Origin of the sequence: Olivibacter domesticus, assembly GCF_900109575.1 — a bacterium.
In the GTDB taxonomy this organism is placed as follows: domain Bacteria; phylum Bacteroidota; class Bacteroidia; order Sphingobacteriales; family Sphingobacteriaceae; genus Olivibacter; species Olivibacter domesticus.
Map to the genome: position 1 here is coordinate 1,693,128 of NZ_FOAF01000001.1, position 18,349 is coordinate 1,711,476.

Here is an 18,349-nt window from a genome sequence, read left to right on the forward strand (position 1 = left end):
ATCACCTAAATTTAGATCTTATTTCACTAAAGGGAAAGCGTAGCCTACAGAAACCATAATTCTGCGGTTTTTAACAGATTGGTTACCTTTGTGAAGACCTGTTAACAAGGCATATCGACCATCAACGTTTGAATCTAAGGTACAGAAAATAAATTTGATTTACTAATAATTTTAGTATATTTGTATGTTTACGACTATGTCCAACAGAGTCATCACACAAAAACTTTAATGTTATGTTTAATAATAAGCTTAATATTCATCTTCAAAAAACGGAGGTTTCAGATCTAGAGAATTTATTTCAGTTTCAACTGGATCAGGATGCAAATTATCTGGCAGCATTTACCCCGAAAGATCCAGCTAACAAAAGAGCATATGTAGAAAAATACACTAAGTTATTAAGTGATCCTACTGTAAATAACTTTACCATTGTTGTAGATGGGATCATCGTGGGAAGTGTAGCGAAATTTGTCATGGAAGGAAATGCCGAAATTACCTACTGGATAGATAAGAAGTATTGGGGTAAAGGCGTTGCATCTTATGCTTTAAAGTACTTACTTGAAACTGAAGATAGCCGACCAATTTTCGCACGGGTTGCTTTTGATAATTTTGGTTCGCAGAAAGTTTTAGAGAAGTGCGGTTTTGTAAAAATCGGTACAGACAGGGGTTATGCCAATGCGCGACAAATGGAAATAGAAGAATTCATTTACAAGTTGAACTGATGAAAAAAATCCTTTTCCTAAAAAACTTGCTCACTGGGTTCATGGGTTAAAGTTTCCCTGGGAGTAGAGGATTGTTTCTTAAATGAATTTTCGTCTTTCGGTGAATTTTGACACCCATGATCAGGAAGAGACCAGCGACCTTGGATTCGACCGGATGCTTCATAAGGTCTGACCAAATGTTTTAAAGATTTCTTTCAGAATTCTTGCTTATTAATGTTCGCTATCGAACAGACACGTGTTCGTATACGGACACTTCTTTTAATAAAAATCTCTCTTTAAAGCCATAAGACTATCCTTCAGACATGGCAACGTTCTTGTAGCCTAACAAGAAATTGTTAAATTATGTTCAAAAGCTACTTCAAGATCACCTGGCGAAATCTTTGGAAAAATAAAACATTCAGTTTTATAAATCTCTTAGGTCTAGCTGTTGGTATGGCCTGTGTCTTACTCATCTACTTATGGGTAAATGATGAGCTTAGTATTGATAAATTTCACAAAAATGACACCCGGTTGTTCCAAGTAATGGAAAACCGGGTGAATGCAGATGGCATACTCACGTCGGGGACAACTTCGGGTCCAATGGCGAAAGCACTAAAAGAAGATATGCCTGAAGTAGACTTAGCGGTCTCGGTTTGTAGGGCTGGAGAACATATATTTTCTGCCAAAGAACACGATATCAAAACTACCGGTCAATATGCTGGGGAGGATTACTTTAAAATGTTTTCGTACCCCTTACTCCAGGGAAATAAGAATCGCATACTGATGGGAAGGAACGAGATCGTCATTTCCCAAAGCCTTGCCCGTAGACTGTTCGGTACCAGCGAAAATATGATCGGTAAGATGGTTAAATTTGATCATGGGGAACAGCTTATGGTTAGTGGCGTTTTTGAAGATATTCCGCACCAATCGTCCGAACGATTCGATTTCATTTTACCTTTCGATAAATTTACCGATGGACAAGAATGGACGAAATCTTGGGGCAACACATGGGCCAGTACATATTTGATGCTCAAAGAGGGTGCAGACGCCGCGCTGTTCAATACAAAAATTGCTGATTACATCAAGGTAAAGAATAATTACAACAGGGAGGAGATGCATCGCACGGCATTCATAGCGCGGTATGCTGATAGATACTTGTATGGGAAATATGAAAACGGCAAACTCGTGGGAGGCAGGATTGACTATGTAAAGCTTTTTTCAATTATCGCGATATTCATTCTCGTCATCGCCTGTATAAACTTTATGAATTTGTCTACAGCAAAGGCATCCAAAAGAATGAAGGAAGTGGGTATCAAAAAAGCTATGGGAGTAAATCGAAGAGCACTGGTTTTTCAATACTTGGGTGAGTCAGTAATGATGGCGATGTTTGCATTGCTCATTGCTGTGGCCATTGTTTTTGTCCTCCTACCCCAATTCAATTACATCACAGGAAAACAACTTGCCCTCCTTCCTGATCCGTTCTTTATTCCGTCTTTTTTGGTAATCGCCTTATGCACAGGATTAATAGCTGGCACCTATCCCGCCTTCTATCTGTCTGGCTTTAGCACAATTAAGGTGCTGAAAGGAAAACTAAGCAATTCAATAGGAGAATTATTAACACGTAAAGGACTGGTGGTATTTCAATTTGCCCTATCAATCATACTGATTGTTTCAGTATTAGTGGTTTACAGACAGATCGAATTCATACAAAATAAAAATCTGGGGTATACTAAGGAAAACATCATCTATTTTAGTAGAGAAGGAAAAGCGGCGGAACAGGGCAATCTAGCAACTTTCGTTTCGGAGGTGAAAAAAATTCCAGGTATTATAAATGCCTCAAGTACTGTACACAATATGCAGGGGCATAACAGTGGGACTTCGGGTATTCAATGGCCGGGAAGAGACCCCAATGACGGAACTGAATTTGAGCATGTAACCGTTAACTATGACCTGATAGAAACATTGGGAGTAGAAATGAAGGAAGGACGTACCTTCTCTCGGAATTTCGGTTCTGACACCTCGGCCATTATATTCAATGAGGCAGCCATCGCCTTCATGAGACTCGACAACCCTATTGGAAAAACGGTTGATCTGTGGGATAGGAAGGTGCAGATTATCGGAGTGGTAAAAAACTTCAATTTTGAGTCGCTTCATGAAAAGGTAAAGCCGTTGTTTTTCAGGCTAGCACCAGAAGAAACGTCCTTATTTATGGCGCGGATTAAAACAGGCATGGAACAAGAGACCATTGATCGTCTTAGACAGCTCTACCAAACTTTTAATCCTGGTTTTCCTTTTGATTACCGGTTTCTGGATGAAGAATATCAAGCGCTGTATACTTCTGAGCAAAGAGTTGCAACTCTTTCCAGCTACTTTGCAGGGATCGCCATTCTTATATCCTGTCTAGGCTTGTTCGGTTTGGCAGCATTTACCGCCGAAAGAAGACAAAAAGAGATTGGCATCCGTAAAGTCCTGGGAGCTTCTGTGAACGGTGTCATAGCCCTGCTTTCCAAAGATTTTATCCGGCTCGTCCTGATAGCTATTGTCATAGCTGTTCCTATTGCCTGGTATGCAATGGACAAGTGGTTGCAAAATTTCGCTTACCATATTGGCATAACCTGGTGGATGTTTGCATTGGCAGGATTGCTAGCAGTGGCAATTGCCTTACTTGCAGTAGGTGCACAGTCGATAAAAGCAGCGCTTATGAATCCTGTTAAGTCTCTAAGGTCAGAGTAAAAAGCGGCAGCTAAAATATCTATTTTTTTATCTGCCATCCATTGCCACTTTTCTTTGGAGAATTTAATGATTTCCTGATCGGCAGGGGAATTTTGTGCAAAAGACCATTGCACACCCATAGTGATCAAGCATAGACTTAGCATGAATGTTTTCATTTCGATAATTAAAAGAATCGGCCTCTATATATTTTTATTTTTCATAGGATGAAAGGGATATCGATACCACGAAGACACCTGATATCCAAATTTAAGTGATTCACCTTTTATTAATTACTTTATCAGTAACATTGGTAGTTAAATCAGTAATTTGTATACAGTAGATTATTCTTTTTATGACATTTTTGTAATGTGCTAGCTAAGAATTGATTTAAAGAAAATATTTTAAACAATAGTACCATGATAGCGACTAAACTAAACATCAACAAAAAAACGCATACCGTAGAAGTTGATCCTTCTACACCGCTCCTGTGGGTATTACGTGAACATCTTGATTTAGTAGGGACCAAATATGGATGTGGTGTGGCATCTTGTGGTGCGTGTACCGTGCTCCTCGATGAAACAGCAGTACGGAGTTGTTCATTGCCGATCTCTGCGATTGGTGATAAAGCGATTACTACTATTGAAGGTCTATCGGAAAATGGAGACCATCCGCTGCAACAGGCGTGGGAAGAACACGATGTTCCACAGTGTGGCTATTGCCAGGCCGGACAGATCATGAATGCAGCCGCACTATTGAAATCCAAGCCCAATCCGACCGATGAGGATATCGACACAGCTATGACGGGCAATCTTTGCCGGTGCGGTACCTACCTGAGAATAAAAGCAGCTATTAAAACAGCCGCCAGTTATTAATCTAAAGCAAAAGACGATGACCCTAATAAAAACTACCGTAAACAGACGGTCCTTTTTGAAAGCAGCGCTACTCGCAGGCGGCGGTATGGTGTTACATTTCAGCTGGCTTGCCGGCTGCAAGCCTGCAGGAAAGAAAGTGCTTGAAATGCCGGAGGAGTGGTTTGAAATGAACAGTTACATAAAGATCGGTGAAAATGGTGTGGTTACCCTATTCAATCCAAACCCTGAATTTGGACAGAACGTAAAGACCTCCCTGCCCATGATACTGGCCGAAGAGCTGGACATCGATTGGGAACAGGTTATCGTGGAGCAGGCCGATTTTTACCCCGAACGTTATGGAAGGCAATTTACCGGTGGCAGTCAATCTGTCCGACAAGCTTGGTCTCCCTTACGAACGGCAGGCGCCACTGCAAGGCAGATGTTGATCCTGGCAGCTGCGGGGCAATGGAATGTCCCTGCTTCGGAAATTACCACTGAACATGGTACGTTATTGCATAAAAGCAGCGGAAAAAAAGCCGGATATGGTGAAATGGCTTCTGCTGCGGCCAAGATACCGGTACCAGAAGAGGTGAAACTAAAGGCTGTTTCCGATTTTAAGGTGGTGGGCTCCTCCAAGAAAAACGTGGAGATTAAAAATATTTTAAGCGGCAAAGCTTTATTTGGATTGGACTATAAGACGGAGGGCATGCTTATCGCGATGGTGGTACATCCTCCTGCATTCGGCATGCGGTTTAAATCGATGGATGATAAGGTAGCGAAATCTATGCCCGGGGTAAAAGCCATATTTACCATCGACTCGCTTAAGGAGGACATTGTACAGAACTTTTTCGACACTACTAGCTTCACAAAATTTGCCGTAGTAGTTGGTAATACTACCTGGGAGGTTTTGCAGGCTAAAAAAGCCTTAAAAGTGGAATGGGAACAAGAACCGGAACGTACTTTTAAGATGGGATCATCGTGGACTCCAGGGGCTGAAACTATAGAAGCGAAATATCCTTCGGGTTTGGAGAGTACCGAAATTCATCAGGCCAAGATGAAAGAGTTTAGTAAAAAACCGGGAAATATCATCCGCAGGGATGGAGACCCGGAAAGTGCTTTCAGATCAGCCACAAAAATCCTTGAACGCACCTATACTGCTCCTTTTTTGGCGCATAATACCATGGAGCCCGTAAACTGTTTTGCTCATGTAACGGCAGACAAAGCCGTATTATATGGACCTATACAGGCCCCCGAGTTTGTTGTGGGAACACTTTCGCAAAGACTCAGCCTGCCAAAAGAGAAAATAGAGATCAAACTGGCCCGTATGGGTGGTGGGTTTGGTCGCAGAGCCTATGGGCATCATTTCATTGAGGCAGCGGTTATTTCTCAGCAGGTTAAGGCTCCTGTGAAATTAGTTTATACACGTGAAGACGAGATGACTGCCGGTATTTATCGCCCTACTTACAGTGCTACCTATCGTGCAGCACTGGACAAAGATAACAAGCTCATTGCTTTCCATGTAAAGGCAGGGGGAATTCCCGAAACACCAGTACATGCCGATCGTTTTCCGGCGGGCGCCATTGATAACTACCTTGCTGAGGGGTGGCAAATCCCTTCTAATATTACCATTGGAGCTTTCCGGGCACCGCGTTCTAATTTTATTGCTTCCGCCGAACAGTCCTTTTTGGATGAACTGGCGATGGAAATGGGTAAAGATCCAATAGATTTCCGTCTGGAGCTATTGGAACGGGCAAAGACAAACCCTGTTGGCGAAAAGAATGATTACGATGCTGCACGCTATGCGGGTGTATTGCAACTCGTACGTGAGAAATCTAAATGGAAGGAAACACCGCAGGGAGTGCACCGTGGTGTATCTGCCTATTTTTGCCACAATTCCTATGTGGCGGAGGTGGTTGATCTGGTAATGAAAAACAATGCTCCAAAAGTAGAAAAAGTGGTCGCTGCCATTGACTGCGGAGTTGTGGTTAACAAAGATGGTGCTATCAATATGGCTGAAGGAGCCATTATTGACGGTATTGGAAACGCGCTCTATGGAGAACTTCCGTTCAAGGATGGTGCACCGCAAAAGAATAACTTTACAACATACCGGTTGATAAGAATGAACGAGGCCCCGAAAACGATCGACGTGCACTTTGTAAAAAATGAGGAAGATCCCACAGGAATGGGAGAACCTCCATTCCCACCAGCTTTTGCCGCGGTGGCAAATGCACTTTATAGGGCTACCGGAAAACGCTTTTATAACCAGCCGTTCATCAATGAATTGAAATCAACCTAATCGGTAGAACAGTAAATCTCAAATTAGAATTATTTAAACAGAGAAGTATGAAAAAATGGATCATCGGATTATTGTTAATCATTGTGGGTATGCAATTGTCTTTCGCACAAGATTCGGCAATAGAAAAGGAGATCAAGGATCTCTCTGTGGCTTGTCTTATCTGCATTACCTAGCCATTTTAATTCAAAGGGTACCCAGATTATATCTGGGTATATAACAAAAATTGTAGACAGAGTGCTGATCAGTTCAGATGCCTATATTCTTTTGGTGTATAGCCAACTCGGTTTTTGAACAACCTTGCAAAATGCTGAGGATATTTAAATCCCAGTTCATAGGCTATCTCATTAATAGTTTTACCGGTATCAAAAATTTTATCCTTTGCTATGTCAATGATTTTGTTCTGAATATAATCCTGTGCCGACTTTCCGGTCTCTTTTTTAATCAGGTCACCAAAATAGTTTGGTGACAGGTGGAGTTTTTCGGCAAAATAGGCTACCGAGGGTAAGCCGGAATTATAGGGTTCTTCGGATTCAAAATAGTTATTGAGCGATTCTTCAAATTTTTCCAGAATTCCTCGGTTCACATTGTCCCTTGTAATAAATTGACGATCATAAAACCGTTCGCAATAGTTTAGGAACAATTCGATATTGGAAACGATCAATTGCTTGGTATGTTTATCAATGCTGCGCTTCAGTTCAAACTGAATTTTTTCAAAGCAGTCCAGAATGATCTTGCGTTCCTGCTCAGACAAATGTAAGGCCTCGCTGACGGCATAGGAAAAAAAGGTGTAATCAGCCATTTTCTTGCCCAGTGAGGTGCCATGTAAAAGATCGGGATGGAAAACGAGCGCTGTGCCTTGTGGCTGATAGTATTCTTCCTTGTATTCACCTATAACCTGTCCGGGAGCCAAGAAGATCAAAGTCCCTTCTTCGTAATCATAATTTTTTAAGCCATAGCGGAGATCGCCGCATTTTACACTCTTTAAAAAAATGGTATAGAAATCGTATTGCAAACGGCGAAATTGACGCGGTTCGGCTTTACCCAGATCAACGATGCTGACCAAGGGATTCAACGTTTCGTTATTATTGAACGCGTTATATTGCTTGATGTTTTTAAAATTTATGATAGCATCCATAAAGCTAATTGTTTGTTATATACAAAACTAATAAACGATGAGCTAAGTTCTTTATCCATAACATGGAAACAGTAATATTGGTATCAAAAACAGTAATCTGTATATTGAATGGTTATAAATCTCTGCCGACATTTGTAACATAACTTTAAAATGTGAAACGGCTGTTCAAGATGCGACTGGAACCGGCTACCGCATAATTGATACCGCAGCCTCTTATCTAAATGAGGCGACCGTAGGTAATGCCATTAAAAATAGCTGAATTTCTAGAGATATAGTCTATAAAAAACAAAATAATGGAAAAACGAAAACTGGGAAATAGCAGACTGGAAGTATCTGCATTGGGATTGGGTTGTATGGGACTGAGCTTTGGCTATGGTCCGGCCACTGATAAACAGGACGCTATACAATTGATCAGAGCAGCATTTGATGATGGCATAACCTTCTTTGATACCGCAGAATGTTATGGGCCATTTGATAATGAAGCATTATTGGGTGAAGCGCTAGCACCCTTTCGTGACCAAGTGGTAATTGCCACTAAATTTGGATTTGAGGATGGGGATTCGAAAAAAGGACTGGACAGTAGCCCTGCAAGGATAAGAGCAGTGGCAGAAGCGTCTATGAAAAGACTTAAAACCGATTACATTGACCTGTTTTATCAGCATCGGGTTGATCCGAATATTTCTATTGAAGAAGTTGCCCAAACTATCGGGGAGCTGATAGGCGAAGGAAAAATAAGGCATTGGGGCTTATCGGAAGCAGGAGCAGACACTATCCGCAAAGCACATGCTGTTCAACCGCTTGCCGCCCTACAAAGCGAATATTCTCTGTTCTTCCGTGAACCTGAAAAGGAAATTATTCCTACACTGGAAGAACTAGGGATAGGTTTCGTGCCATTCAGCCCTTTAGGAAAGGGCTTTTTAACGGGAGCAGTTGACGATAAGACAAAATTTGACCCTACAGATTTTAGGAATATTGTTCCCCGTTTCTCGGAAGAAAACCGTAAAGCCAATCAGTCATTGATAGATTTAATAAAGTCTATTGCTGCCGGCAAAGGTTCAACGCCCGCTCAGACAGCACTTGCATGGTTACTTGCTCAAAAGCCCTGGATCGTGCCCATTCCGGGAACAACCAAGTTGCACCGTTTACAGGAAAACATAGGAGCGGTGGATGTCCGTTTAAGCAAGACTGAATTGAACAATATAGAAGCAGCACTGAAAAATATTGAAATAGTGGGTGCGAGATATCCTTCGCAATTACAGGACAGAGTTGGTAAATAAAATATAACAGTATGGGAAATAGACGTAATAACAGAAAAGTCTGGTTTTTTGCAGTATCTTCAATATTGCTCGGTATCACCTTTTGCCTTTCATCTTGTACCACAAGCAAAGAAAACAACAGTAACAGCTTGGTTATTAAAGAGCAGGGTAGTTTTATGGTTGGCGGCACAAAAACCACTGAAACAGACACATTCGATCTGGACAGCGCTTTGAAACCACAAGGACAAACCTTTCACGGCGATCATGCCTATGCGTTTTATCAAATTCCCGAAGAGGCTCATAAACTTCCACTGGTTTTTCTTCATGGCGCTGGACAGTCCAAAAAAACATGGGAAACAACACCTGATGGACGGGAGGGTTTTCAGAATATTTTTCTTCGAAGAAAGTTTTCAGTTTATCTACTTGACCAGCCGAGGCGTGGCGACGCGGGAAAGAGTTCTGTGGAAGTAACCATTAAGCCTACGGCAGACGAGCAATTCTGGTTCACACAATTCAGGCTTGGTAATTATCCCTACTATTTTCCAAATGTTCAGTTTCCTAAAGATACTACTTCGCTTGAACAGTTCTTTAGGCAGATGACCCCCAATACGGGAAGTTTTGATGCCGGTGTTATTTCAGATGCTGTTTCTGCTCTGTTCAATAAGATAGGTGATGGTGTTCTGGTAACCCATTCACAGGGAGGTGGTCCGGGTTGGATGACAGCTATTAAAAACGATAAAGTCAAGGCAATCGTAGCTTATGAACCGTATAGCGTTTTTATGTTTCCCGAGGGGGAATTACCACAACCGATAAATTCAACCGGACTTTTCGGTGCGTTAAGCGGTGTGGAAATACCCTTGGCGGACTTTGAAAAACTAACCCGGATGCCGATTGTGATCTATTACGGTGATAACATCGCAAAGGAACCAACTAAGGTATGGAACATGGACCATTGGCGCTCTGGCCTTCAAATGGCAAGGCTCTGGGCAGCGGCAATTAATAAACATGGAGGGGATGCTAGCGTAGTACATCTACCAGAGCTGGGCATTAAGGGTAATACTCACTTTCCTTTTTCAGACCTGAACAATGTAGAGGTAGCCGATGCATTGTCCAAATGGTTAAAGGATAAGGGGCTCGACAAGTAATAGGGATACAAAAAAATGATAGCAACTAGAGAATTGCATATAAAAGAAAGACGAGATGAAAAGTTTAACAACACATTGGTTAATGATATGTACGTTCTTGTTTGCAATAACATCCTGTTCGGCAACCGAGCCGCCATCCGCGGCAAAGGAAGAGCCATCAATAGAAAAAGATGATTCTCTGCAAGATAAGAAAATATTGATTGTTTATCTGTCACGTACAAAAAACACCAAAGCTGTTGCAGAGATCATCCAACAAAAAGTGGGTGGCGACTTGGTCGCGCTTGAATTGGAGACGCCGTATCCAGAACATTATCAAACAACGGTAGATCAGGTAGCTGATGAAAATGCCAGAGGTTATCTCCCACCATTGAAAACGAAGATTGACGATATAACAAAATATGATGTGGTCTTTGTAGGATTTCCTACTTGGGGGATGCGATTGCCACCGCCCATGAAAAGTTTCCTCACTCAATATGATCTAAGTGGAAAAATGGTGGTTCCCTTTAATACGAATGCCGGTTATGGTGTCGGTAGCAGCTTTGAAACGGTAAAAAAATTATGCTCACAAAGCAACATTCTTGAAGGCTATTCAACTAAAGGCGGGGTGGAAAGGGATGGAATTTTATTCGTGATGGAAGGAGACAAAGAGAAAGAGGTGCAAGTTGAGGTACAGGACTGGCTAAAGAAAATAGGTTTGGCTAGATGATTTATATTATTAAGTCTGCCTTAACAGAAACTGGTTTGAATATTTAAATATTAATAAAATGGGAATGACCATGAATAAGATTTCAAAACTGATGCTATTTATAATGATAGTCATTGCTACAGTTACCGTGCATGCACAAACAGGTGCAGACCAAAATCTAAGCACGAAGCAACAGGCCATTGTGCGCATTGCAGCCCTCACCGGCAGAGGCAGTCTGGAGCAATTAAAAGAAGAGCTGAATGCAGGGCTTGAAGCAGGATTGACAGTCAATCAGATCAAAGAAGTTATTGTTCATGTCTACGCATATGCCGGTTTTCCTCGTAGTATCCGTGGATTACAGACTTTTATGACCGTGCTCGACGAGCGCAAATCCAAGGGTGTAAATGATGTGATGGGTAATGAAGCTTCTCCTATAGAGGATGACAGTAGCAAATATGATCGGGGTAAAGCTATTCTGGATACACTTTTAGATTCTCCCCAACGCGGTCCCCAAACAGGCTACTCGTCATTTGCACCCGTAATTGAAATCTTTCTGAAAGAACATCTGTTCGCCGATATTTTCGAACGGGATGTGCTAACATATAAGGAAAGAGAGTTGGTAACGGTTTCTGTGCTCGCTGCTATCGGCGGTGTGGAGCCTATGTTACAATCACATTTGAAAATCTGCCTGAACGTAGGCTTAACGGCAGATCAGCTGCAACAGTACGTTGGCATTATCAAAACATCCATTGGTAAAAAAGAGGCGAACTCAGCAAAGTCCGTCTTGAATGGAGTATTAAAAAACAAATAAATCTTATGAAACGGTCATCATTAATAATTGCATTGGCAACTTCAATAATAACAACAGATATGGCAAATGCACAATCAACTCAGAAAAGGTATGAATCAAATCCTTTTACGCTGGTATATGACGGTGCCATTACCAAAAATGAAAAAGGAAAAGTAAACATTCATCCGGTAAAATATAAACTGAACGGTATTGAAATCGCTGCCAATGTCTATACACCGTTAAATTACGATCCGTCAAAGAAATACCCCGCGGTAGCGGTAGCACATCCTAACGGGGGTATAAAGGAGCAGACTGCCGGATTATACGCACAGCGTCTGGCAGAGGCTGGTTATATAACCATTGCTGCCGATGCAGCGTACCAGGGAGCAAGCGGCGGTGAGCCACGCCATACTGATAAACCTCAATACCGGACCGAAGATATTCACGGCATGGCTGACTATATTTCACGATATCCAGGTGTTGATGCCGAGCATTTAGGTGTTTTAGGTATTTGTGGTGGCGGTGGGTATACTTTAAAAGCAGCCCAATCGGATAAACGATTTAAAGCCGTTGCAACCCTGAGTATGTTCAATTCGGGAGAAGTAAGACGTAACGGGTTTCAGAATTCTCAATTAAACACCGTTCAGGAACGCTTAAAACAGGCATCAGATGCGCGTGCGCAGGAAGAAGTAGGTGCTAAACCCGTATATTCAGGTGTGGCAAGTATTACAGATGAAGAAATAGCCAAAACGCCGACCGACCTGTATCGTGAGGGATATGAATACTATTACAGAACCCATGCCCACCCCAATTCAACTTTCCTATATACCACGGCGAGCTTAATGGATCTCATGACATGGGATGCCACCGATCAGATCGAATTAATTACACAACCTTTACTTATGATTGCAGGAAGCAAAGCCGATACGAAATATATGACAGATGAGGCATTTTCCAAGGCAGCCAATGCAAAAAACAAGGAACTATTCCTGATTGACGGTGCTACACACATTCAAACCTATTGGAAACCAGCGTATGTTTCGCAGGCTGTGAATAAATTACTTGAATTTTATAAAACTAATCTATAAAACTTGAATGATGAAATATAATCTTAAATACATGTTACCGTTTGTAGCTGTTTTATTTACAGCATGCAACGGCAACAACAACGTGGAAGAGGCAAAGCAAAAAAACACACTTCTTTTCCCGAAGGGAAATAAAAATACAACAGCTAATTTCAAGGGAGAAGTATGGGTAGCGTCATTGATAGAAGCAGATAGCTTAACTCAAACAGCGGTAGGGAACGTAACATTTGAACCGGGAGCAAGAAGTAAGTGGCACATGCATCCGGCAGGACAAATATTATTAGTAACCAATGGTGTAGGCTATTATCAGGAAAAGGGAAAGCCCAAACAAATACTTCGCAAAGGCGATGCTGTCAAATGCCCTCCAGACGTTCCGCATTGGCACGGCGCAAGTGCAGACACTGCTTTCGTTCAAGTGGCTATAACTGGAAGGGAAAAAGGTCCTACCGTATGGTTGGAAGCTGTTAGTGACGATGTATACCATAATGGTGATAAAGAATGACAGCTCCAGACAGAGAACAGCTAGCGTTTGTTTACAAAAAGCCAAATATGGCTCTCAAAAACATCCGTTCTGTTATCATCTCGTCATAAACGTCATGCTTTATAGTCTTTAACTGTTCATCCGTAGGACTGATACAGGTGAACATAAATTCGAAGCTTGAAAAAGGTACACTAAATTTGCTATCACTTATCTTCACACGGTTACAAAAAACGACCAGAAGTTATACTTAATTAAAAGATTTCCTAAAATCTAAAGGAGATAAGTTTGTTTTTGCCTTGAATAGTTTGGTAAATGATGATGGATGCCCAAATCCCAATTCATACGCAACTTCACTTACTGACAAATTTGTAGTTGATAGTTTTTCTTTCGCTACTTCGATGACTTTCTGATGGATCAGGCTTAACGCCTTTTGCCCCGTTAGGGATCGTACCATATCGCTTAAATAGCTTGGTGAAACATTCATCTTTTCCGCAAGATACTGTACCGTTGGTGTGCCGGCATTCAGCGTCTTGTTGCTGATAAAATAATCATCCAGAATATCCTCCAATGTTTGGACTAAATCACTGTTAATTGATTTTCTTGTAATGAATTGCCTTTTATAAAACCGATTAGCATAAGTAAGAAGTAACTCAATTTGAGAAATGACTACATCCTGACTGAGTTCATCTATTCTATTGCTTAATTCTTCCTCTATCTCTTTTAAAATAGTTTCTATCGTAGTTTTTTCCTTTTCGGATAGATGGAGTGCTTCGTTGGTATTGTATGAGAAAAAGCCATATTGCTTAATTTTTTTTGCCAATGGATAGCTCAATAAAAAATCAGGATGCACAAGCAGGGTGTATAGAGACCATTCTTCTGCAAAGTCATAACTACATTTGCCAATAATTTGATTAGGTGTTATAAAGGTCATACCGCCTTCAGCGTAATCATAATGACACTGTCCGTATTTGGATAAACCACTTAACCCAATGCCAAAAGAAATACGGTAAAAATTCGACAGAACGGAACCTGTAAATTTGTTTTCGGGGGTGCTGTTTTTTGGCCAATTAATAAGACTGATAAGTGGATGTTGGGGTGCAGGAAGATCGTGATCCCGATGTATATCGGATAACGATCTGATATTAATTGAATTTGACTTTTTCATCTGTATATAATTATTTATGAGTGAAGTTTCTCATTGGCATAAATGAGCTCGTTACACTCGGTTTGTTTTTTAAAGGTGATGAAGCTATCATGATTTATTTTTCACTTTTTGTATGTTTTTCAGCAACGTTCAAGAGAACGCTACGCTTAGTTCATTCCACTATGTGATTGGCAAATCATGATGGTTTCATATTGAATAAATTTACAAATTAAACCGATAGCTACGCTACCGGTTCATTATGCTATTTGAAACCACTAGCAGGGCTAGTGAACCTTTATTTAATTATAGCCTGTATCCACCACTAGCCTCGATCACTTGACCGGTTATCCAACCGCCTTGATCAGAAGCTAAAAAACCAACGACTGCGGCAATGTCTTCGGTTTCCCCAAAGCGCCCTAACGCTGTATCTGTTTCGATAGCCTTCACAATATCACTATTTTCGCGAACTGCCGCGTTCATATCTGTACGTGTCCAGCCTGGTGCTATAGCATTTACCGTAATTTTTCTAGCTCCAAATTCGATCGCGAGTGCGTGAGTCAGTGTATTGACTGCTGCCTTTGCTGCCGAATAAATGGGAACGGATGACTGCGGACGTGTGGCCAGACCGGAAGACGTATTAATGATACATCCACCGTCGGAAAGTCTGCTTTGTGCCGACTGAACAACAAAAAACGGAGCTCTTGCATGAACTGCAAACATGGTATCCCAACCTTCCGGCGTTGCGTCTGTAAGGCTTCCCCAACCGGCATTACCGGCATTGTTTACCAGGATGTTCAAGGTATTACTACCTGTGCGTGCAATAAACTCACTATCCAGTTTTTCAAAAAATGCAGGGATAGCATTTGCATCTACAAGATCTGCATGAAGCGCAAAAGCTTTGCCTCCAGCTTTTTCGATACCTGCAATGACTTCCTCAGCCGCATTTTTACCTGAATTGTAAGTAATAGCTACTAAAGCCCCATCTTGTGCAAGCCGTTCCGCTATTGCACGCCCTATTCCACGTGACCCACCAGTAACTAATGCTGTCTTATTGGTTAAAGCCTTTTGGCCGATACCATTTTCTACTTTGTTTTCTTGTGACATATTATTTTAATTTTTTTGTTATGACAAATTTCGGAAGTCACAGGTTCTTACATTTTGCCATATTGAGGAATTTCATTGCCGAATTAAAGATTCTAAAAGATTTTAAATACGGATTCTAACGGATTTTTAAATTGAAAAAATAATACTAATACTCTACATACCAGTATTTTACAAACAAATGACCGGAATATTATATATCTTCCGGTCATTGTAAAATTTTATGGCTATTGCAATATCAAATACTTAACAACATGGGGTTTATTTCAAATGATATTGGATAAATCCACCATCGACTGCAATATCTGCTCCATTGATATATGTTGCTCCTTCTGATGCTAAGAACAGCACGGTATTCGCAATTTCATCGGCCTTGCCAAGCCTTTGAAGAGCTGTTGATGATGCAAGGTACGCCAAAGCTTCACCGGGGGCTACAGAATCCAGACCGGGTGTTTGGATGGGGCCTGGGCTTACAAGATTTACACGTATTTTTCTGTCAGCAAGCTCGTTTACCGCAACATGGGCAAGTTTATTCAATGCTGCCTTCGTAGCAGAATAAGCTGCTGTCGCAATGGCCGCTCCGGTGACAACGCCAGAAGAAGTTAAAATAATTGAAGAGCCATCAGCTAAGTGTGGAATCAGTTTTTGAAGTGTAAAGAAATGTCCTTTTACATTTGTGTTAAATTGCGCATCAAAGTCTGCCTCAGTAATTTGTGCAATTGGCGCAAATATGGCAATGCCAGCATTAAGGTAAAGCACATCCAGTTTCACGCCACTTTCTGCAACAGCTTGTTCCAAAACAGTTATTCCCTGTAGGATGGAAGTATCCGATACTACGATTTTTAAATTTGAACTGTTGATTTCTTCGGCAGCTTTTTTCAGACTTTCTTCACTCCTGCCGGTGATCCATACATTTGCACCTTCTCTGATAAATGCTTTTGCAGTTGCCAGTCCGATTCCCTGGCTTCCACCTGTTATTACTACATTTTTGTTTGTAAAATTCATTTTTAAAATTTTTTAATTTATTTACTAAACAAAAGTAGCATATGTAGATTTATTTTATTTACTTTGTTACCAAAAGTAACAGTAACTTTCGAGTAACTAAGTAAATTATGACAGAAGAACTTTGCCACAAAAGAGACATCATGGCAATACATGACGCGATGGATGTACTCAATGGAAAATGGAAAATCTCCATTATCTCATCGATGTGCTATTACAACGAGAGAAGATTTTCCGAAATACTGAATGACCTGAACGGCATTTCAAACAAACAGCTGAGTAAGGAATTAAAAGACCTGGAACAAAATAAACTCGTTAAACGAACGGTATTAGATACGCAACCTGTAACTGTGCAATATAACCTTACAGAATATGGATGGTCTTTACAGAATCTCATTTATGACCTTGCAGATTGGGGAAAGGAGCATCGAAAGGTAATTATTTCGTAGCCCAATGCATAAAAGAGGTGCTTGCCAGCCATTGTACAAGCTTAGGCATAGAGAATGCAATTATCTAAATCATTTCATTGCCACTATCTGATTGTTCAGCGTCCATTTTTGTCGGTTCAATCGTTTATAACCAGGTGTTTTACCTAGTTGATTTATTTTTGTATGGTAATAAATTAAATATTTTATAATTTGAAAAAATACAAAAATGAAAAAAATAGTTTTAATCTTTCTTCTCGGATTTCTTATAATAAATAAGACCTATGCACAAAAGTATTTCGGAAAAAGTTATCCATCCACTCAAAATGTTGACGAATATTTTGATAGTGCGGATGTAAAAAAATCACACACCGTTATGGGGAAAACTGAGCTTGCACAAGGTTTTCGCTCTTTAGAAAAATCTCAGCAAAAAATCATCGATTTGGCGAAAAAGAAAGGAGCAGATGGTGTTATTTTTTCAATTGAAGAAGAGGTTTATGGCACGGCTAGTTCTAGCGGTGGAAGTGTAAATAACAAAAAGAAGAATAAAACAACCGTCTCTTCAAGCAGCACTACTACCGATTTGAAACAAAAGAAAATTTTAGCAACGTTTATTAAGTACAATTAAGATGGATTTAAAGTAACCATATCTTAATTAGTGGGCATTATTGTTTTTTAGGGTTTTCAAATCCATTGAAAGGTTGGATAGTTCATTTACTCTACATTACAAGTTTATTATTTCATCAATTTTCTGCGCATTAAATGCAGCATAGCCTGATTGATCATTATCAAAATACATATAAACATCTTTCCCTCCTTTTCTCCATTCGTTGCAATGTTTTGCCCATTTTTTTAAAGTGGCAGTGTCGTAACTACCTTGGTATTTATCTCCCGGCCCATGCAGGCGGATGTAAACAAAATCAGCCGTGGTAATTAGGGGTGAAACATGACCGGCTAACTCGTAGATACAAAAAGCAACTTTATATTTTCTTAGTAATGCATAAATGTCGTCATCATACCATGTTTGATCTCTAAACTCAAATGTAAAACGGTAACGCATGGGCAGGTAAGCGAGAAAGTCGGCTAAACGCTCTTTATTGATTTTCCATCTCGGTGGAAGCTGAAATAGTATCGGGCCCAACTTGTCCTTTAAATAATCGGCATGATGGAAAAATTGGTCAATAGCTGTTTTATCGATTTTGAGCTTTTTAAGATGCGTTATATAACGGCTTGCTTTGACGGAAAACACAAATTGAGCGGGCACCCCTTTATACCAATTTCCGAAAGTTTCTTCGCTGGGTAACCTATAAAATGAATTATTAAGCTCGACCGTATCGAATTTTTTCACGAAATACCTCAACTGTTCTGTCTCTTTTGTATCTTCCGGGTAAAACGTGCCGATCCAATGCTTATAATGCCAACCGGAAGTACCTATATGGATTTTACCTTGTTTTGTCATAGGTAAGCCCTTTTTATTAAAATTTGCCTGCAACAACTACTTAAAAGATAAACAATAGCCATTCCAAAAATGTTCTTGGAAGAG

18 protein-coding genes are annotated in these 18,349 nt (G+C 40.6%); 13 read left to right on the forward strand and 5 right to left on the reverse strand.

Going from position 1 to position 18,349, the window contains the following annotated elements; all coding sequences use genetic code 11:
• Positions 1-233 precede the first annotated feature (233 nt).
• The 5 genes from BMY50_RS07495 (at position 234) to BMY50_RS28580 (ending at position 6,730) form a co-directional block, all read left to right on the forward strand.
• Positions 234-719: a GNAT family N-acetyltransferase gene (locus BMY50_RS07495; RefSeq protein WP_093321360.1), complete on the forward strand. Its 486-nt coding sequence runs from the start codon at positions 234-236 to the stop codon at positions 717-719.
• Between the two features lie 342 nt (positions 720-1,061).
• Entirely contained in the window at positions 1,062-3,431 is a 2,370-nt protein-coding gene (locus BMY50_RS07500) for an ABC transporter permease (RefSeq protein ID WP_093321364.1), read from the forward strand.
• 395 nt (positions 3,432-3,826) lie between these two features.
• On the forward strand, positions 3,827-4,282 hold the full coding sequence (locus tag BMY50_RS07505) for a (2Fe-2S)-binding protein (protein WP_093321367.1): 456 nt from the start codon (positions 3,827-3,829) through the stop codon (positions 4,280-4,282).
• Between the two features lie 16 nt (positions 4,283-4,298).
• Positions 4,299-6,557, forward strand: coding sequence for a xanthine dehydrogenase family protein molybdopterin-binding subunit (locus BMY50_RS07510; protein ID WP_093321372.1), 2,259 nt, complete (start codon positions 4,299-4,301; stop codon positions 6,555-6,557).
• Between the two features lie 47 nt (positions 6,558-6,604).
• On the forward strand, positions 6,605-6,730 hold the full coding sequence (locus tag BMY50_RS28580; protein ID WP_262496895.1) for a hypothetical protein: 126 nt from the start codon (positions 6,605-6,607) through the stop codon (positions 6,728-6,730).
• A gap of 68 nt (positions 6,731-6,798) precedes the next feature.
• Here the strand turns inward: BMY50_RS28580 and BMY50_RS07520 are convergent, their stop codons facing one another.
• Complete coding sequence (locus tag BMY50_RS07520) at positions 6,799-7,692, reverse strand: helix-turn-helix domain-containing protein (RefSeq protein ID WP_093321375.1); 894 nt, start codon at positions 7,690-7,692, stop codon at positions 6,799-6,801.
• Between the two features lie 293 nt (positions 7,693-7,985).
• Between BMY50_RS07520 and BMY50_RS07530 the strand changes: the two genes are divergently transcribed.
• From BMY50_RS07530 to BMY50_RS07555, 6 genes are all read left to right on the forward strand, one after another.
• Positions 7,986-8,969, forward strand: coding sequence for an aldo/keto reductase (locus BMY50_RS07530; protein ID WP_093321379.1), 984 nt, complete (start codon positions 7,986-7,988; stop codon positions 8,967-8,969).
• Between the two features lie 11 nt (positions 8,970-8,980).
• Positions 8,981-10,093 (forward strand): alpha/beta hydrolase, encoded by a 1,113-nt coding sequence (locus BMY50_RS07535; RefSeq protein ID WP_093321383.1) that lies wholly within the window; start codon positions 8,981-8,983, stop codon positions 10,091-10,093.
• A gap of 55 nt (positions 10,094-10,148) precedes the next feature.
• Positions 10,149-10,799 carry a flavodoxin gene (locus tag BMY50_RS07540; protein ID WP_093321387.1) on the forward strand — a complete coding sequence of 217 codons (651 nt, stop codon included), beginning with the start codon at positions 10,149-10,151 and terminating at the stop codon, positions 10,797-10,799.
• Between the two features lie 70 nt (positions 10,800-10,869).
• Positions 10,870-11,589, forward strand: coding sequence for a carboxymuconolactone decarboxylase family protein (locus BMY50_RS07545; protein ID WP_202907763.1), 720 nt, complete (start codon positions 10,870-10,872; stop codon positions 11,587-11,589).
• A 5-nt stretch (positions 11,590-11,594) separates the two neighbouring features.
• Positions 11,595-12,656: an alpha/beta hydrolase gene (locus BMY50_RS07550; RefSeq protein ID WP_093321390.1), complete on the forward strand. Its 1,062-nt coding sequence runs from the start codon at positions 11,595-11,597 to the stop codon at positions 12,654-12,656.
• A gap of 7 nt (positions 12,657-12,663) precedes the next feature.
• Positions 12,664-13,155, forward strand: coding sequence for a cupin domain-containing protein (locus BMY50_RS07555; protein ID WP_317040814.1), 492 nt, complete (start codon positions 12,664-12,666; stop codon positions 13,153-13,155).
• 226 nt (positions 13,156-13,381) lie between these two features.
• Here the strand turns inward: BMY50_RS07555 and BMY50_RS07560 are convergent, their stop codons facing one another.
• The 3 genes from BMY50_RS07560 to BMY50_RS07570 form a co-directional block, all read right to left on the reverse strand.
• Positions 13,382-14,299, reverse strand: coding sequence for a helix-turn-helix domain-containing protein (locus BMY50_RS07560; RefSeq protein ID WP_093321394.1), 918 nt, complete (start codon positions 14,297-14,299; stop codon positions 13,382-13,384).
• A gap of 282 nt (positions 14,300-14,581) precedes the next feature.
• Complete coding sequence (locus BMY50_RS07565; protein WP_093321396.1) at positions 14,582-15,382, reverse strand: SDR family NAD(P)-dependent oxidoreductase; 801 nt, start codon at positions 15,380-15,382, stop codon at positions 14,582-14,584.
• Between the two features lie 258 nt (positions 15,383-15,640).
• On the reverse strand, positions 15,641-16,384 hold the full coding sequence (locus BMY50_RS07570) for an SDR family NAD(P)-dependent oxidoreductase (RefSeq protein ID WP_093321400.1): 744 nt from the start codon (positions 16,382-16,384) through the stop codon (positions 15,641-15,643).
• Between the two features lie 107 nt (positions 16,385-16,491).
• On the opposite strand from BMY50_RS07570, the gene BMY50_RS07575 reads away from it, so the two are divergent.
• Together BMY50_RS07575 and BMY50_RS07580 are read left to right on the forward strand one after the other, a co-directional pair.
• On the forward strand, positions 16,492-16,830 hold the full coding sequence (locus BMY50_RS07575; protein ID WP_093321404.1) for a winged helix-turn-helix transcriptional regulator: 339 nt from the start codon (positions 16,492-16,494) through the stop codon (positions 16,828-16,830).
• A 205-nt stretch (positions 16,831-17,035) separates the two neighbouring features.
• The gene (locus BMY50_RS07580) at positions 17,036-17,434 is read left to right on the forward strand and encodes a hypothetical protein (RefSeq protein WP_093321407.1); all 399 of its coding nucleotides are present in this window, start codon (positions 17,036-17,038) and stop codon (positions 17,432-17,434) included.
• 96 nt (positions 17,435-17,530) lie between these two features.
• Here BMY50_RS07580 and BMY50_RS07585 read toward each other — a convergent pair whose 3' ends face one another.
• A complete protein-coding gene (locus BMY50_RS07585; protein WP_093323675.1) occupies positions 17,531-18,265 on the reverse strand; it encodes a DUF72 domain-containing protein in 735 nt (244 codons plus the stop codon).
• Positions 18,266-18,349: the final 84 nt, after the last annotated feature.

Bases quoted from the DNA above. Each gene is read 5' to 3' on its own strand.
- BMY50_RS07520 (WP_093321375.1), bottom strand. From the start codon at position 7,692: ATGGATGCTATCATAAATTTTAAAAACATCAAGCAATATAACGCGTTC.
- BMY50_RS07565 (WP_093321396.1), bottom strand. From the start codon at position 15,382: ATGTCACAAGAAAACAAAGTAGAAAATGGTATCGGCCAAAAGGCTTTA.
- BMY50_RS07495 (WP_093321360.1), top strand. From the start codon at position 234: ATGTTTAATAATAAGCTTAATATTCATCTTCAAAAAACGGAGGTTTCA.
- BMY50_RS07585 (WP_093323675.1), bottom strand. From the start codon at position 18,265: ATGACAAAACAAGGTAAAATCCATATAGGTACTTCCGGTTGGCATTAT.
- BMY50_RS07545 (WP_202907763.1), top strand. From the start codon at position 10,870: ATGAATAAGATTTCAAAACTGATGCTATTTATAATGATAGTCATTGCT.
- BMY50_RS07530 (WP_093321379.1), top strand. From the start codon at position 7,986: ATGGAAAAACGAAAACTGGGAAATAGCAGACTGGAAGTATCTGCATTG.
- BMY50_RS07550 (WP_093321390.1), top strand. From the start codon at position 11,595: ATGAAACGGTCATCATTAATAATTGCATTGGCAACTTCAATAATAACA.
- BMY50_RS07540 (WP_093321387.1), top strand. From the start codon at position 10,149: ATGAAAAGTTTAACAACACATTGGTTAATGATATGTACGTTCTTGTTT.
- BMY50_RS07500 (WP_093321364.1), top strand. From the start codon at position 1,062: ATGTTCAAAAGCTACTTCAAGATCACCTGGCGAAATCTTTGGAAAAAT.
- BMY50_RS07575 (WP_093321404.1), top strand. From the start codon at position 16,492: ATGACAGAAGAACTTTGCCACAAAAGAGACATCATGGCAATACATGAC.
- BMY50_RS07555 (WP_317040814.1), top strand. From the start codon at position 12,664: ATGATGAAATATAATCTTAAATACATGTTACCGTTTGTAGCTGTTTTA.
- BMY50_RS07570 (WP_093321400.1), bottom strand. From the start codon at position 16,384: ATGAATTTTACAAACAAAAATGTAGTAATAACAGGTGGAAGCCAGGGA.
- BMY50_RS07535 (WP_093321383.1), top strand. From the start codon at position 8,981: ATGGGAAATAGACGTAATAACAGAAAAGTCTGGTTTTTTGCAGTATCT.
- BMY50_RS07560 (WP_093321394.1), bottom strand. From the start codon at position 14,299: ATGAAAAAGTCAAATTCAATTAATATCAGATCGTTATCCGATATACAT.
- BMY50_RS07505 (WP_093321367.1), top strand. From the start codon at position 3,827: ATGATAGCGACTAAACTAAACATCAACAAAAAAACGCATACCGTAGAA.
- BMY50_RS28580 (WP_262496895.1), top strand. From the start codon at position 6,605: ATGAAAAAATGGATCATCGGATTATTGTTAATCATTGTGGGTATGCAA.
- BMY50_RS07510 (WP_093321372.1), top strand. From the start codon at position 4,299: ATGACCCTAATAAAAACTACCGTAAACAGACGGTCCTTTTTGAAAGCA.
- BMY50_RS07580 (WP_093321407.1), top strand. From the start codon at position 17,036: ATGAAAAAAATAGTTTTAATCTTTCTTCTCGGATTTCTTATAATAAAT.